This window comes from Brumimicrobium oceani, from assembly GCF_003143775.1.
GTDB lineage: Bacteria > Bacteroidota > Bacteroidia > Flavobacteriales_D > Crocinitomicaceae > Brumimicrobium > Brumimicrobium oceani.
Window position 1 is genome coordinate 71,488 of record NZ_QFRJ01000009.1, and the last position, 16,923, is coordinate 88,410.

General features: G+C 35.5%; 13 protein-coding genes. 3 read left to right on the forward strand and 10 right to left on the reverse strand.

The window, feature by feature from the left end:
* Window positions 1–352: 352 nt before the first annotated feature.
* The 3 genes from DIT68_RS11535 to DIT68_RS11545 form a co-directional block, all read right to left on the reverse strand.
* A complete protein-coding gene (locus tag DIT68_RS11535; protein ID WP_233244188.1) occupies window positions 353–2,488 on the reverse strand; it encodes a Na/Pi cotransporter family protein in 2,136 nt (711 codons plus the stop codon).
* Between the two features lie 137 nt (window positions 2,489–2,625).
* Window positions 2,626–3,078 carry a hypothetical protein gene (locus DIT68_RS11540; RefSeq protein ID WP_109359961.1) on the reverse strand — a complete coding sequence of 151 codons (453 nt, stop codon included), beginning with the start codon at window positions 3,076–3,078 and terminating at the stop codon, window positions 2,626–2,628.
* A gap of 91 nt (window positions 3,079–3,169) precedes the next feature.
* Complete coding sequence (locus DIT68_RS11545; protein WP_109359962.1) at window positions 3,170–3,943, reverse strand: O-methyltransferase; 774 nt, start codon at window positions 3,941–3,943, stop codon at window positions 3,170–3,172.
* A gap of 50 nt (window positions 3,944–3,993) precedes the next feature.
* On the opposite strand from DIT68_RS11545, the gene DIT68_RS11550 reads away from it, so the two are divergent.
* The 3 genes from DIT68_RS11550 to DIT68_RS11560 all read left to right on the forward strand — a co-directional run bounded on the left by DIT68_RS11550 (window position 3,994) and on the right by DIT68_RS11560 (window position 6,801).
* Entirely contained in the window at window positions 3,994–5,406 is a 1,413-nt protein-coding gene (locus tag DIT68_RS11550; RefSeq protein WP_109359963.1) for a DUF4301 family protein, read from the forward strand.
* 167 nt (window positions 5,407–5,573) lie between these two features.
* Complete coding sequence (locus DIT68_RS11555) at window positions 5,574–6,143, forward strand: hypothetical protein (RefSeq protein WP_109359964.1); 570 nt, start codon at window positions 5,574–5,576, stop codon at window positions 6,141–6,143.
* Between the two features lie 46 nt (window positions 6,144–6,189).
* Complete coding sequence (locus DIT68_RS11560; protein ID WP_109359965.1) at window positions 6,190–6,801, forward strand: hypothetical protein; 612 nt, start codon at window positions 6,190–6,192, stop codon at window positions 6,799–6,801.
* Window positions 6,802–6,858: 57 nt separating this feature from the next.
* Here DIT68_RS11560 and DIT68_RS11565 read toward each other — a convergent pair whose 3' ends face one another.
* From DIT68_RS11565 to DIT68_RS11595, 7 genes are all read right to left on the reverse strand, one after another.
* Complete coding sequence (locus tag DIT68_RS11565; protein ID WP_109359966.1) at window positions 6,859–8,202, reverse strand: hypothetical protein; 1,344 nt, start codon at window positions 8,200–8,202, stop codon at window positions 6,859–6,861.
* Window positions 8,203–8,218: 16 nt separating this feature from the next.
* Window positions 8,219–9,844, reverse strand: coding sequence for a cellulose synthase family protein (locus DIT68_RS11570; protein WP_233244189.1), 1,626 nt, complete (start codon window positions 9,842–9,844; stop codon window positions 8,219–8,221).
* Window positions 9,841–10,554 (reverse strand): glycosyltransferase family 2 protein, encoded by a 714-nt coding sequence (locus DIT68_RS11575; protein ID WP_109359967.1) that lies wholly within the window; start codon window positions 10,552–10,554, stop codon window positions 9,841–9,843. Before DIT68_RS11575 ends, DIT68_RS11570 begins: the two co-directional genes overlap by 4 nt.
* Before the next feature lie 62 nt (window positions 10,555–10,616).
* Entirely contained in the window at window positions 10,617–12,224 is a 1,608-nt protein-coding gene (locus tag DIT68_RS11580; protein ID WP_109359968.1) for a 4Fe-4S binding protein, read from the reverse strand.
* Between the two features lie 3 nt (window positions 12,225–12,227).
* Window positions 12,228–13,568 carry an NAD(P)/FAD-dependent oxidoreductase gene (locus DIT68_RS11585; RefSeq protein WP_109359969.1) on the reverse strand — a complete coding sequence of 447 codons (1,341 nt, stop codon included), beginning with the start codon at window positions 13,566–13,568 and terminating at the stop codon, window positions 12,228–12,230.
* Window positions 13,569–14,054: 486 nt separating this feature from the next.
* Window positions 14,055–15,164: a hypothetical protein gene (locus DIT68_RS11590; protein ID WP_146194203.1), complete on the reverse strand. Its 1,110-nt coding sequence runs from the start codon at window positions 15,162–15,164 to the stop codon at window positions 14,055–14,057.
* Window positions 15,165–15,320: 156 nt separating this feature from the next.
* Window positions 15,321–16,910: a S8 family serine peptidase gene (locus DIT68_RS11595; protein WP_158276176.1), complete on the reverse strand. Its 1,590-nt coding sequence runs from the start codon at window positions 16,908–16,910 to the stop codon at window positions 15,321–15,323.
* Window positions 16,911–16,923: the final 13 nt, after the last annotated feature.

A 16,923-nucleotide genomic window follows, 5' to 3' on the forward strand; every position in this document is an offset into this window, starting at 1 on the left:
TATTTTATGTTGTTGATTGAGAAATCTTTCTTGATTCGGCGTTATTCTAATAGCTCATGCCTTATTCAATAATTTTGATGAAGAGGGTGTGAAAAGAGATAAAATTCACTCGGTAGAGCGGCGAGATCTTCCCGGTGTTTCACTTTATTGTTACAACCGGTGATTGGTTTAACAAATCTATCAAAATCAATACATTGCGTCATCATTAAACCGCTAAAACAATAGTTATTTCATATTCTCAAAATTAACTCTAAGAAGGACCATCAGTTATTATTTAAACAAGAAAAAACAAGTGCAATAAAAAAGACTGCTCCGATAACTCGAAACAGTCTTTAAAAAATACTTTAGTTTTTTAAACCTTACCTACAATTCCTTCTGAAACGTTTATGATGTGATCTCCTACTTTTTCTAATGAAGCGAAGATATCGTTATAAATAATTCCTCCCTTCATGTGTACCTCGTCGTCTTTTGAAAGGGCATCAAGGTATTCGCTACGAATTTCATCACGTTTTTTGTTGATGCGTTCTTCTACTTCGTTGGCAACAGTTAAATCTACATCGGCTGAGTGTTTTTTCAGGTTTTCACACATTACAGCAAAGGCTTCATCCACGAGATCAAACAATTCAGCTAGGCGCTCCCTTTGATGTGGTGTAAACCAAATTTTATCCTCAGACTTGCGTTCTAAACTTTTTGAAATTTGGTAGAAAACATCTCCGATACGCTCCAAATCATTCACAATACTGTTCATTCCTCGAATACGAATTGCGGTATCAATACTCAACTCCCCTTCTGATATTTTACCTAAGTAATTCGCTACCTCAACCTCTACTCTATCGGTAATCTCCTCATATTTAGCAATACGGTCAATTAATTTCTTTTGATTTTTTCTACTTTTCTCGAATAACAAATCACGAGAGAAACGAGACATTCTACTTGTTAATTCACCAAACTTAGCGATTTCTTTTTTGGCTTCAAGCATAGATAAATCTGGAGTTGACATGTAACCCGCTCCAATATAGTCCAAGTGAAACTCTTCATCTGCTCCCCCCTTAGATTTTACTGTTCTTTCTGCTACACGAACAATATTTGGAACAAACCAAATCAATATCAGCACATTGAGTAAGTTAAAAGCGGTGTGGAAAATCGCAATACCTGTATTGGCATATTCCTTTGGATTTTCGAATGGGTTTCCTGCTCCAATAGATAGCATAAAGTATTCGATTCCTTGAAGAATAAATGGGAATAGCAGAATAGCCCAAACCACTCCAATTACATTAAACAATGAGTGAATTCGTGCAGATCTTTTTGCGTGAACGTTACCTATCGTTGAAGCCAACTCAGCAGTAATTGTTGTTCCAATGTTTTCTCCTAAAATCATCGCTGCTGCTACTTCAAAAGGAATAATTCCACCTGCAACAAGGGTCATGGTCAAAGCCATTGCCGCGGAGGAAGATTGTACAATTAGGGTAACTAAAGTTCCTAAGAACACAAATAAAATTGTACTTAAAAATGGAATATCTTTAAAATCGATAAAAAACTGCACCAAAGCAGAATCGGGTCCCAATTCAGGAACAGCATCTTTCAAGAAACCTAATCCCATAAACAACAAAGAGAATCCAATTATTGCACTAGACCAGGCCTTCAATTTTTGCTTACCAAAGAACATCATTGGTGCACCAATGGCTATTAAAACTAAGGCATAAGAACCAATACTTACTTTAAATCCAAAAATATTAATGATCCAACCTGTAATTGTGGTTCCAATATTTGCTCCCATCATAACTCCTGCTGACTGCACCAAAGTCATTAGTCCGGCATTCACAAAAGAGACGGTCATTACAGTCGTTACTGAAGAGGATTGTACAATGGATGTGATTCCAAAACCTGTCAGCACACCTTTTACTCTGTTGGAAGTAATAGACCCCAATAAATATCTCAATCTGGATCCGGCGGCTTGCTGCAATCCTTCACTCATGATTTTCATACCGTAAATGAACATTCCAAGAGAACCAATCAGCACCAAAAATCTGAAAATCCCCCAGCCTCTTTCTGTATCCGCAGAGTTTTTACTCGACCAATATTCGTTCTCACCATTCGTAAGCCCTATCATGTAAACATAAGACTCCTCACCTACCAGGCTATCAATTGAGTAACTTGTCGCGTGAATATCTATTCCATCAATTACTGTCCACTCTGAATTACTGTAACCTTTTTCAAAGCGTTTCGCTCCAATTTTGGTATTGTACTTTATAGAAATCGAGTAGTTTTCCTGTTTCAATTCTTGAAAAACTTCATAATTCAGATTCCAAGAAGTTGTAAAAGCTTCAATCTGTGATGTCGATGATATATTTTCAATGGTTTTTGAATTAATCGTTTGAATTAATTCATTGGGCGCAGCTTTCTGATTGTTTTCATCTTGGGCATTCATGTTGAATGTTAAGAATGAAACGAATAAAAGTGCAAGCGATAAAACGAGTTTATTTTTCATTAAACATAATTATAGTCTGGGGCAAAAATAATAGGCTAAGCAATAGTAAAGTTGGGTTCAATGTTAAGGAAACATTAACTTTAGTTAACGCACAGTTTACCTATGCGAATTCAACACTTTATAAAGAAAAACATAGATTAACTGGCCATATCCTCATACTTTTTACATTGACACAATTCTGCGCCGAAGGGACACGTATCATGGTCATAGTCACAAAATTCAAGAATTGTAACCTTTGCATTTGAGTAGGTTGTCTCCTCATCCAAGGCGTCTAAAACCATTAGATATTTCGTTCTCACATCGACATTATCTGGAAAATCTAAAAAGAAATTATAGTTGTCTAAAACACACAAAAGGTGCGTGTAAACAACGGTTACTTGATCATCTGTTAATTTCTCCTCGGGAGGGAAATAACATCGATCAAATCCAATTATTTTTGATAATGGTGCTGTGTTATCAGTTCTTGGAATTCCATCCTCACATTCACAGACTTCGCTTTCGCCTAAAATATCTAAATGACTGCGAATAGCAATTTGATTTGCAACTGCTATATTCATGTCATCAACAAGTTGTTCTAAGTATCGGTTCATTTTGGTAGCTGTTTGAACATACAATATATATAAAAATATTTAATACTTTTTAACAACTTCGCATTTTTATTACCAAAAATATTCTTGATGCTCAATATTTGATTACAAATCCTTCCTTTTCTTGATGCGATCTTTTCATTATAATCCCGAGTTTAAAAAGGTCTATAGTCAAATGATAGTACGGATTACGGACCAATTCCTTCCAAGCAAAAAGCATATCTTTAGACCATCGAATATCATCCAAAACAATAATTGTTTCATCATGAATGTGCGGCGATAATAATTCAAGTTGTTTAAACAGGCTTTCACTTTTATGATCGCCATCTATAAAAATTAAGTCAAACACGATGTCATTTTTTAGCTTCTCCAGAAAGCTGAGAAAGTCATTGTTTACAAAATCTACTTTAATATGTTGCGAGGAAGGAAAGCTTCTTCTGGCCATTTCGTACGTATTTTTACACCCTTCTACGGTAGTGATTTCCACTTCTTCAGACGCCGAAGACATCATATATGTCCCTAATCCTAAAGATGTGCCAAGCTCCAAAATCTTTTTAGGCTGATAATGCGCTACTAACCTAAAAAGTAATTTTCCATACTTCCCATTGCTGCCAGATACGCTGGCTATTTTAGAAATACTGCGCTGTTTTTTTAGTTTTCTAGAACCCGCGCCTAAATCTGTAACTTCAATACTTTCTCGATTATTTGCGTAGGATTTCTGTAATGCCTTAAAAACACTATACTCAAACTTAGGAATAGGGAGTGACAAACATTTATCATTAAAGTCGTACACAAATGGAGAGTGAATTCCATGTCTGTTTTTTGCAATCAAACAATATTTTATATATTCACGAACTAAATAAATCATAAACACCTTTATTCTTCGTTAAAAGTACATAAACTTAACATTCAAATTTCATGGATCCAAAAAACAATGAAACTATTATTGCCAAGCACAAGGAATTGGTTTTTCAAAAACAACCTGAGATAAACCTTGTTAGCCCTTGCAGATTGAATGACGGAATTATTCGACACTCTGATTTTGAAAAAAATAGGTTTAAAGTTAAATTCAACAACGGTAATCAGAAGATTCACTTTTTTATTCCCGCTTCTGGAACTGGATCGCGTATGTTTAAATTTTTGTACGAATTTTTGGCAGACCCAAACGAGGAAACAAGAAGTAAAACAGAACGCTTTTTAAATGCAATAGAATCCTTTGCATTTTTTGAATTATTGCCATTCTCTTTAAAAAGAAAAGTTCGCGAATATGATATAAGTTTAGATGATTTTGTTTCTTACTTATTAAAACCCAATGGACTTGGATTGGGAGTTATTCCAAAAGGTTTAGTCCCTTTTCACCGCTCTCGTAGCTTTATTTTAAATGCATTTCAGGAGCAACTGTTGCAAGGCTTAAGAATAAAAGAGGACGAAATCAATTTCCACTTCACGATAAACAAAGCGCATGAAGAAGAAATAAAAGAAGCCTTAGACTCCATTCGACAATTAACAGGTAGACAATGCAATATTGATTGGAGCGAGCAAGATCCTTCAACTAATTCTATCGCTTTCGACAAAGATAAAAATGTGGTTTTAGATGAAAAAGGAGAGGTACTCACTCGTCCTTCGGGTCATGGTGCTTTGCTCAAAAACCTGAATGCGATTGAAAGCGATATCATTTTCATCAAAAACATCGACAATATTCAGCATGAGGCACATTCTCAGGCTTCAATAGAAAACCTCAGGTATTTAGGAGGAATGGTTGAAGTCGTAAAAACAGAATTAAAAGAAGCGCTTGAAAGCGAAAACCCAAGAGGTCAATTGGCAGCGCTTAACCTTCTTTACCATTTCACCAATCCAAGTCTAGACTTTGAGAAATTATCGGACGATGAATTGCATGCGCTTATTTACCGTCCTATCCGTATTTGTGGAATGGTGCGCAACGAAGGACAGCCAGGTGGTGGACCATTTTGGGTAGAGGAAAATGGAAAACAATCGAAACAAATTGTTGAGAAATCACAAATTGGAAAAGATGGAAACCAATACAGATTAATGGTTCAAAGTCAATATTTCAATCCTGTTTTAATGGCTATTTCTACCAAAGATATCGATGGAAAAAAATTGGATTTAAATGATTTTGCTGATCCAAATAAATATTTCATCGTTGAAAAAACCTATAAAGAAAAAGACATCCGCTTTATTGAGCGTCCAGGCTTGTGGAATGGAAGCATGTCGGACTGGTTAAGTATCTTTGTTGAAGTTCCTACAGAAACGTTTACCCCAGTGAAAACTGTCTTGGATTTATTGAATAAGTCTCATATTGAACAAGCTTAAAAAAAAGGGGTGAAAGTATGACAAACTGAAGACTTTAAGGATTCAGGGAGTATAACCTACTGACTAATAACAATATAATTTCCATTAAAATTTATACCGACTAAAATATATTTTTCTTAAATAATGTTAACTAGTTCTACTCTTTTTGTACTTTAGTACTGAAGTTTATGAAACGGAGCATTTATTATATATTTCTCACGCTTTTTTTAGTGGGTCTGCTTAGTCTTGAAAAAGAGGACAGGTTGCTTTACAGCGGACCTGATCGTGTTTCCTTTGGTGTAAAAATAGGAATTCTACCTACTGGCGGACTCACACAATATTCTTTATTTTATTTCAAAAACAATCGTTTGGCAGGAAATCAACCTGTTGGACTAGATCAAATTGTTAAAATTGGAACCGGACAATGGCCTATTCCTAGGTCAAATGTTTTTAGCAAAATTTTCGAAAAAAACGGTATCGTAAATGACACCCTTTCTGATGGAAGAATTCTAGATTACAACTCTGCATTCGACTCCTTATGGAAAATAAGATTTGATGCACATCCTTTTGAGCATGAACTTGGTGAAGGATGGAGTAATGGGGAAATGCGCCCTTCGCTGAAACAGCAAGCGTATATTGTAGAGCGCTATGGCGTAAGAGGCTATGACCAGGAATATTTTGTAGATTCTAGTTTTTTTAAATTATTGAGAGATGTTTTAGATCCCGCTTGGATTAACAATTATAAATCTTTGAGGTAAACAAAAGAGAAAACGATAAAGACGTAAACACCTAAATATTTACACCATGAATTTTTCACTATCCAACAAACGTTCAAAAGAAGAGAAATTTTGGAATTGGTTTTCTAAATCTCAAGACACTTTTTATCATGAAATAGAAAATCTTGAGGTACGAGATGAAATACTCACCGATTTAAAGAGTGAATTAAATAAAGTCCATCCAAATCTTGTTTTTGAATTTAGTCCCATCCATGAAAATGGGGTACGAGAATTTACCATTTCAGCCGAAGGAGTTAAGGACTTTTTCCCTTATGTAGAGGGCTTGATTGAAAAAGCACCCGAAATTAAGAATTGGCAATTCAATGCCTTCAGACAAAGAATTCCAGGTGATGATCTTCAAATTCAATATGGAGATTTAAACATAGGATATTCTGACATTTATTTCAGATACCAAGATGGGAAATATGGTGAAATTGGAATTGAGTTAAACATTCGAGATTTTGACGAAAGTCCACAAACTCAAAATGCGATTTATATTTTGTTGGATGGACTTATTGGAGAATATGACATCACACTAGGGCCAGACTGGATAGAATGGGTTAAACTCGATGAGTCAAATATTGAGAATCTAAATCCAATTACTAGTTTAAGAGGATTGATTGATGAAAAGAAAAAGTAGGTACTTCATTAAAGAAGAGTATAAAATAAAAGTGCGTTAATTGATGATACGAACCACTCAATCCAAATTCAAGAAATCTCTAATTCTGTTTAAAACAAAACTACTTGGAAACAACAAGAAATAAAGTAGCAGAATATACTCAATTGCAATTAAGGTATAACCAATTGTAGCATTTCCAAAAGCATAAAATCCATAAGAAAGCATGATGAGGAAAGACCAAAACAACACACCTAAATTAGCAGAAAAAATCGCAAGTCCGAGCGGGAGAATGACATACCATGGGTGAACAGTTGTGGCTAATAAAAGATAAACAACATATCCCCACATCATTCTTTCCAACCATTCTTTGTTGGAATGAATAGGCTTATGAAAAGCAATAAATAATATAGACAAGAAAGCAATAATCGACAATGCTGGACCGACAATTAAGGTGGGATTTCCTTCAACAAAGAAGGAAGTAATCCATTTTACGAGATAAAATATTCCAGCGTTAAATTCAAAGTTATCGAAGTACAATTCTATGCTTTGCATGAAATTCCAGAAGACGCTTGGCCAGAGATAAATCAATAAAAATCCTCCCGAGAAAAGGAAAGTGAAAATATAGAATTTTAGACTTGTTTTAAAGCCTTTAAAGCGAAGTAAAAAGGGCAATAATATCAACGGAGTCAGTTTTATATTTATTGCAATTGCCCAAAAGAATGCACTTTTTAGCCACTTGTGTTTTAGCATGAAATAAATCCCTACCATTAACCAAGAAAGCATAATTCCCTCGAAATGAAAGTTTCCTATTACTTCGATGATTAAAATAGGATTAAGCAGAAGAAAGACACAATTACTTAGCGGAATAGAAAGAATTTCAAGCGTTTTTAAAAGGTATTTAAATCCTATTAAAAGGGTTAAAAACATCAAGATTCTCAATGTAATTAACGAGACAAATAGATCATTGCTCATTAAAGCAGTAATCAAAAAATAGAATTGATTTACTGAAGGATAAATAGAGAAATTGCGTTGCGAGAGTTCCGTGATTTCAGCATAAAGTAAATTCATATATTCCGAATCAGCCACCAAACTATTATTTGCAATTAATTCATTTGGAATAGCTGAATAAGGATGAATTCCCAGAGTAGTCAATTCCCCGTCCCACAAGAAGCGATAAACATCCGGAGATAGTGAGGGAAGAGAAAATAATGGAATCAGAAACGATATAAATGCAATAACTTTCCAAGTTTGAATGGAAAAATTATTTTTTACTCTGATGAAATAAAGGAAGGCCGCAAAAGAAACAGTGTATGACGCAAAACTAAGAACAAAATCTTCTTGCTGCGAAACATAAGAAATCAAAAAGAGAGGTATTACGTAAAGCAAAATTGCTCCAAATAAACCTCTCCAATTCGATTGCATGCTAATAAATATCTAGTTACGCATTCACGTTACTTGTTCTTGTACTAAATTTGGGAACAAAGGAAAACAACGCTGGTCTAACTTCCGCAATGCTGTAGAAGAATACCGATCCGTATCCAATTGCCAACATTAAGTGAAAAGGAACCATTCCTAAATCACCAAACGCCAACCTGTTAATGGCAGTAAATCCGAAAACTAAAAATAAGATTCCTTCTCCAATAGTAATTAAAGAAATTGATTTCTTATCGTATTTGTTTTCAACTTTCCCTTCCTCTTTTGCGCCAACATTAAATTTTGGTGTTCTCACAAACGAACTTTTAATCCCCATGTAGCCTTCAATAACTGCAACCGCATTACTTAAAGAAAGTCCCATTGAAATAGTAAGGAACTGAAAGAACCTTTTACCAAACTGTAGCAAAGATTTTGGTTTATCCTCTGTTTTATCTCTGTAAGAGTTCCAGTAATAGAACATCAAAAACAAAGTAGACATGATAAATATGCTTCCAAATTGAATAAAATAGTTCAAATCTTCAAAGCTGTCTTTGATGTGCAAAACCGGAAGACTCAACAAACTCATCACCAAAATAAAGACAAAAACTGAAGAATTAAACAAGTGGGATAAGCCATGAATTTTATCACTTGGCCTAACATTTTTAGCCGTTAATATTCGTTTGTTCATTTTGATGAAACACTCTGCTCCACCTTTCATCCAGCGGTGTTGCTGTCCTTTTAAGGCACTCATCGTGATTGGTAATTCTGCTGGAGCGATAACATCTTCTAAATAGCTAAATTTCCAACCTTTAATTTGAGCTCTGTAGCTTAAATCAAGATCTTCGGTTAGAGTATCGTGTTCCCAACCTCCTGCTTCTTCAATACATTTGATTCTCCAAACACCACCCGTTCCATTAAAGTTAATGAAATGTCCTGCTGCACTTCTTCCTCCTTGTTCAATAGCAAAGTGACCATTCAAACCAAAAGCTTGCAATTCTGTCAATAAAGAATAATCTTTATTAATGTGTCCCCAACGGGTTTGCACAACTCCCACTTTTGGATCACGGAATTGCGGCATTGTTTTTTGTAGGAAATCAACATCAGGAAGGAAGTCGACATCAAAAATGGCAACAAACTCACCTTTTGCATCAGGCAAGGCACTGTCTAAAGCTCCAGCCTTATACCCTACTCGATTTGTTCTGTGAATATGTTTAATGTCCACACCATATTTTTCACGAACTTCTTTTACTTTTCGTGCGATTACATCAACTGTTTCATCAGTTGAATCATCTAGCACTTGAATTTCAAGCTTATCTAGCGGATAATCCATTTGCGCCACACGTTCAATAACACGTTCAGCAACGTAATATTCGTTATACATAGGCAGCTGAACTGTCACATAAGGAGTGTTTTCAGGGTCAAATGTAGGAAGTGCCTTTTTCACTTCGGATTTACTGTTTTTGTATTTTACCGCCAAGGAAAGTTGGAGAATACTGTAAAATAAGATCAACACGAGACTTATACCGTAAACAATTAGGATTAGCTTTGCGAGCAAGTGTGCAAAGTAATGTTCGAAGCCAAAAGCGTCTCCCCAATTAAACATCCAAGTTGGGTCGCCAAGGGCGCTGTCAAGAATAATTACCAAGTTCATTTAGTAAATTTGTACTTAAAAATTGCAAATATAATTTTAATTCCTGCCATTACCGCACCTTTTATTGTTCCACTTACTTTTGAAACTCCAATTCGGGCTTTATAATTGACTGGAACTTCGCAATATTTCATCTTTTTTTGAGCTGCTTTTATCTGCATTTCAATTGTCCAACCATAGGTTTTATCGCTCATCCCGAGCTTTTTATAACTTTCAAAACGCATTGCTCTAAAGGGACCAAGGTCGGTGTAATTTACACCATAAAATATTTTCAACAATTTTGAAGCCAACCAATTACCAAAATGCTGGGGAAGCGTCATTGAACCTTTTTCTCGATTTCCTAAAGCACGTGAGCCAATGACTAAATCCATGTTTTTGTGATAGATAGGTGCAACAATTTCAGGAAGCTGTTCTGGATAATCTGAATAATCTCCGTCCAGAAAAACGATAGTTTCCCCTTTCAACTCCTCAACCAATGCACATCCTTTCAAACACGCCCAACCATAGCCTTTTCTGGCTTCAAATAAAGCGGTTGCACCTAAAGACTCTACCACTTTTTGAGTATTGTCTGTAGAGTTATTATTGACTACAATTACGTTTTTTCGAGGAACAAGTGGAATAGCTTCTATTACTTTTCCAATAGACTGCTCTTCATTAAAAGCAGGAATTACAACAAAAACTTTAGTGTAATCAATTTCATTGATTTGTGTCATTTAATATTGAAGTAAGTTTAGTTTAAACCGCAAACATAGCAAATATCCGACAAGTCAATTGCTTATCTTCGCAATGTTGGATGGCCTTCATGCCCAATGATTATAGGATTGTCATTTACTCGTCCTTCCTCTGGCCCGTTTTCTAATTTCAAAACTCCTCGCGGACAAACTGAAGTACAAACACCACAACCAACACAAGCGGCCCTCACAATGTTTTGACCTTTTTGGGCATAAGCTCTCACGTCAATACCCTGCTCGCAATAAGTTGAACAGTTTCCGCAAGAAATACATTGGCCGCCATTGGTTGTAATTCTAAATCTTGATTTGAATCTTTGTATGATTCCCATATACCCCGCCATTGGACAACCAAATCGACACCAAACCCGATTTCCGAGTAAAGGATAAAAGCCGACTCCAACGATTCCAGAGAAAATTGCACCAACGAAAAATCCATATCCTTTTTTGATGGTATTGCTGTTTATTCCAAATGCTTGAGAGCTGTTTCCGAGATAACTGAATAACATTGAAATGATCATCACCATTCCAATTACAGCGCCCACCAGCATGAAATTTCTTGACTTTCCTTTTCCTTTAAAATACAAGAAGAGGAATAACAAAACCGCCAATCCGAGCAATCCGAAAAGCAAACTATAACCTACCCACGCTGGGAAATACATCATGAGTTTAAACTCTGATTTAGAAAAATAGGAATACATTACGGCAACGGTCATTAACATTACAAAAACCATAATTGAATGCACCAACCACCTTTCAATTTTCCATGCTTTTATAGATTTATCCGACAAGTGCCTAAAATTATCTCCAGCTGTTTCTGCCAATCCACCGCAACCGCAAAACCAAGAACAATACCAACGTTTCCCCACGAGATAAGTCACAAAAGGAGTCACAATTAAGAAGAGAATTATTCCCCAAACCATATAGGCTACTCCCAAAGGTTGATTTTCTGGAGCAATTCTAGCATCAATTCTGTATCCGGTGAGAAAATCCGAATTTAAAGGCCAAGCATTTACTGGGTTTAAAGAATAATAACCTCCAGCCGTTGCATTTAGCCCTTCTAAAACATAAGGTAAAATGTAGGCCAAAACCAATTGTGAAAACATGACCACCACTGTTCTGATAAAATGGTATCTGTTTTTTCGGTATTTATACATGAACTTCACACCTAAAAATACAATGGCGACAGTATAAAAGGTTCCGTATAAAAACCATTTATCTGCTGGAGCACCTCTCATAAATTGGCTCAAAGGATCAAACAAAGCAACAGTTCCTTCGTTGGCTCCTTTTGCCCCTGTTCCATCTCCAAACCAATCGCCATACCAATACAAGCAAACATAAAATAAGGTCAGAATTATTGCACCTATCCAACCTAAAGCACCTCGATTGGTGAGCGAATTAAAATAAACGCCGTTATTTTTAATTCCTGCAGGAAGTCCTTTATATGTTCCGATAGCGTAGAGCACCGGTCCAGCTGAAAATCCAAATAAAAGGATGAATAAATACAACCAATTCGGAGTTAATGTTAAACCCGTTAACCAGGTCAAAAGAAGAATAAACAAGGAAATTGCACCTAATGTTAAACCCAGTTTTTGCATCAGGTTTAAATTCTGTGTTTTATCTCCTGCGATAGAGTAATTTATTGTCGTTCCCATGATTTATACTTTATCTTTCATTAATTTTCCCCACCATTTCTTTGGTGCAAGCTCTACTTTTTCATCAAACTCTTGATTAAAGGATTCAACGATTTCTTTCTCGAAATGCTTAAAGAATTCGGGTTCAAAATTGGCAGTTTTTAGGTATTTCAAAACATGTTGAATAGTCGCTTTTTCATTAAGCCATTTTTCAAATAACTCATGTCTTAACCGCAATCCGAAAGTATTTATCCCTTTAAATTCTTTTGAATCCTTATCAAATACGAAATGCAATAGCACCTCTTCTTTGTCATTTTTCCAGATAAAACTAGTTTCATTATCTTTGGGTTTTGCCCAAACTCTGCCATAGGTCTGGTACTCTAAATCAAAGAATTTAGCGGAATTAAACCAATGACTAGGCTGATAATTGAGTTTGTTCCCTACAATTGTTTGTGCTACAGTCTCTCCCATCATTCGGCCTGTATACCAAACTTGTTCTACCGGACCTCGGTCGTTAATGGGTGTTCTAAATTGTGCGCAATCTCCAATGGCATAAACGTCTTTTTGATTGGTAGACAAATCTGGATTGACTAAAATCCCTTTGTCTGTTTCCAATTCGCTTTTTTTTAAGAAATCAATGTTTGGACTTACGCCCGCAGCCAAGCCTACAAATTGACAAGGAATTATTTTTCCTGACTTGGTTTTAATTTCTTTTACTCTTTTGGAATTATCGGGAATAATTTCGTCTAGCTCTTCCTCAAAAAGCAAAGTTAATCCGTGATGCCTATTTAAATGTTGGGTTACAAAATTACTATCGGACTCTGGAAGTGCATTTCCCCAAAAAGTTTTTTCACGAATTAAAAATGTAACATTAATGTTTCTAGAAAGTAACATTTCTGCCATTTCTACACCAATTAATCCGCCTCCCACTAAAACAGCTTCACTTATTCCTCGGGTGTTTTGTTCCATCAAGTCCAAATCCTTTTTGGAATAAAGTCCTTGAACACCATGAAAATCTTGTCCTTTCCAACCAAATTTGTTGGGCTTAGAACCTGTGGCTAAAATTAATTGGTCGTAATGAATGGGAGGAGTTTGAAGTAATTTCAGGGTTTTAGATTGAAAATCTACCTCATCTACATAGTCTTCAATTAAATCGATTCTGTTCTTTTTCCAAAAATGATTTTCATAAGGCTGAATATCTTCAAACCGCATGTGTCCCATGTAAACATACATAAGTGCAGTTCTGGAAAAAAAGTATTTTGATTCTGAGGAAATAATCGTAATTCTTTTATCCGATTTTTTTCGGATATGCCGAGCAGCTGTCACCCCAGCAATTCCATTTCCAATTATTACGACATGTTCCATGATTATCAATTTTATTGTGACGAGAGAATCTACATCCTTACAATATTAGAATAAAAAATGGAAAATGGAAGTTTGAGCTAATTATTAACTAGGAAAGTCTTTAAATAAACAAAGTACATGATCGTTCAGTTCCTTCTAAGTCTAAAAAGGAAATTATTTTCGAAACGAATTCTATACAGTTAAAGCAATTCAGCAAATTATTTACAAAATTGGAGTTTAGGTTTTAAGAATCAAGACTCAATCAAAACCATTTGAGTAAGTGCCAAAATGTTACATTTTCACTGTATTTGGTACAAATTCAAACACAAATGAGTATGTCAAAAATGGTTGTTGCTAGAATATGAGAAATTTATACAGGAATTCTTACAACTTGGGGATTAACTGAAAATAAATACAGCAAAGCGATAGTGACAAATAGTTTAACGAAGGATTGTTTGTTTGCATTGTAGAGACACAATGCATTGCGCCTCTACAATGCAAACAACCCTACTCCTGATAAGTAAATCCATTTTTAAAGAAAACATAATTTCCTTTGTTCACCTGAACACGTACGGTATTTCCATTCACTTCAAAAGGCGCTCCTGATAAATTACTCACTATTTCCACTTCATTATTGTGAAACACTGAAACTCCACCATTTAAATTTCTGAATGCCACAATCCCCTCTCTGATCTTGTATTCATCAGGAATATAGTTTGCGATTTCGTAGCGTGTACCGTTATTGTAGGTATACAAAACCCCGTTTTCTCCCCAAACTACCATGGTTCTAAAAACTTCATAAAACTGCGGATAAGAACTCAGTGTTATTAATTCGCCATCAATATAGGCCTTGAGGTTATTGTTCCTGTCTGTGTAAACAAACTGGTCATACCCTGCTTTATAATTCATCACCATTGTAGGCTCAACATCGAGCACTTCATCTTGAAAAGCAACGGCAAAAGACTGATTAAATGGATCATTAAAAGTAACAAGATTTGCCCCCGCAGCAAAGTTTATCGCCTCATTAAACACCCCTAATTCAATAATTTCTCCTCGAATAAAAGCATAATGAACATTCCCATTTCCACGAAAGGCTACGGTATTACTGCCTATAGTTTGAGGAAAATACAAATCAGAAATACTATAAAATAAATCATGAATTTCACCTTTATAATAAACGCGGATTACGTTATCTCTTAGGTCTTCAAAAACCACCAAACTGTCGGAAACTTCATAATTTCTTCCAAACAATGTTAGATCATAAATTCGTCCGTTATCCCAAACAGAAACAACAGGCCCCGTATTCCAAGCGACTAGATTTATTCCAATCTTGTAATCATTGGCAAGTCCAGTTAATTTTTCATTTGTTTTTCCATCATAAACAAACAAATCTCTTTTGTTATCTATGAAAGCAATTAATTCCTCCGAGTATTTATAATCAATCGGTTTTAAATGATCCAATTGTCTTGTTTGGCCCTCATGAAAACTTTTAAAATAATCTCGATTGTCCAAAAGAGGAAAAACCCTTTGGGCATTTAACTGAAAAGATATTAAAATAAGAATAAGTAAACTGCCTTTTTGAATCATAATTGTTTGAGTATAAAAAAGGGTGCTCATTAGTGAACACCCTTTTAATATTTAGTTTTTGTCATCTACTGATTTCTTTATTTCAAGAACCAATGGATTAAGATATGTCAGGAATGAATCCTGAGTTTTTCAATGAAACTGTACCTAATCATAAGCTTAGCACAAACATCGAAATCTTAAGACAAACTATTTCTTTTCTGTTGTTCTCTCTTTTGCCAATTCAACAGCTGCTTTTACGTTTACAACTTTTCCGTATCTAGACAAATTATCAAACCTCACTAAATCATCAGATCCCGGTACTTTTTGGTAAGTATCTCCAAAGTAATCTCCTGAATCAAGAATGATTTGACGAACTTCAGCCATTGTTAAAGAAGGGAAGTATCCTTTCAACAAAGCTGCAACACCTGCTACCATTGGAGAGGCCATAGACGTCCCGTTGATTGCTTGGTATTCGTTATCTGGGAAAGTATTGTAAATTTCATAACCTGGTGCAAAAATATCTACTTGGTCTTTACCATAGTTTGAGAATCTTGCCGCCAATTCCTCTTCATGAACACGAGTAGATGCTCCAATGGTCAATAAGTGTGTAAATGGATATTTTTGGAAATCATATTTCACTGCTGGGAAATTGCTATTTACTGCCAAATCATTTGCAGAGTTTCCTGCAGCGTGAACAAAAAGAACATCGTTTTCTTGTGCATACGTGATTGCTTCATAAACTGCTACTGGAAGGCTTGAGTAAGATTTCCCAAATGAACCGTTAATGATTTTCGCTCCATTATCTACCGCATAACGAATAGCTAAAGCGATATCTTTATCAAACTCATCTCCATCTGGAACAGCTCTCAAAGACATTAAAACAGCGTTATCTGCCACACCGTCTCCTCCTAAATCATTTCCGCGAGTTGCCGCTACAATACCACCAACATGAGTTCCGTGCAATGCATCCGGACCTTCGTAGTCATTGTTACCGTAATCTGTGTCAGTGATGTCATAAATATCATCTCCAATTAGCGCTCTTTCATCTAAATCTGGATTATAATGCCCATCAATCATTCCTTGTAGCTGATTGATTTGTTTGTCTAAAACCTCTGCATTTAAATCTCCTGAAAGCAATTGAAGACCAATTTGCTTCATTTGCTCTTGCTGCGGTCCATCAGTTTTCCATTTTTTCAATGACTTTTCATCATATTCTTCCACTTCCATCATGTTAGCAATCATTCCCGGAAGATTAGGAAGCATTTGATCTCTGAACTGCTCAGTTTGTTCAATAATCGATTTATATTTTTCTCGATTAGATTCTACTGATTCTTTTGTCTCTAAATAAAGCGCGTAATCTTCAGCGTCTTCACTTTTTACATCTGAAGAATCTACATCCTCAAATCTAGGCTTTAACTCAGCGTAAATTCTAGTAACATTTAAACGTGCTGTGTTTATGTTTTCACCGTCCTTGTTTCCAAGAAAATTCCATCCGTGAATATCATCGATGTAGCCATTATTGTCATCATCAATTCCGTTTCCTGGAATTTCACCTTTGTTTACCCAGATTTTCCCTTGTAAATCTTCATGTTCGACATCAATTCCTGAATCGATAATCGCCACGACAACTGTTTCTGGTGTCATATTCTTAAGCTTCTTATAAGCTTTGTCTGTCGACATTCCAGTTTTACTAGAGTTGTACCAGTTTAATACTTTTTTATCTACTTGCGCAGTTGCTGTAGAAAAGTAAGCTCCTAAAAGAGCAGGAAGCATTATCCTTAAAAATATTCTTTTCATATTCATTTTTATT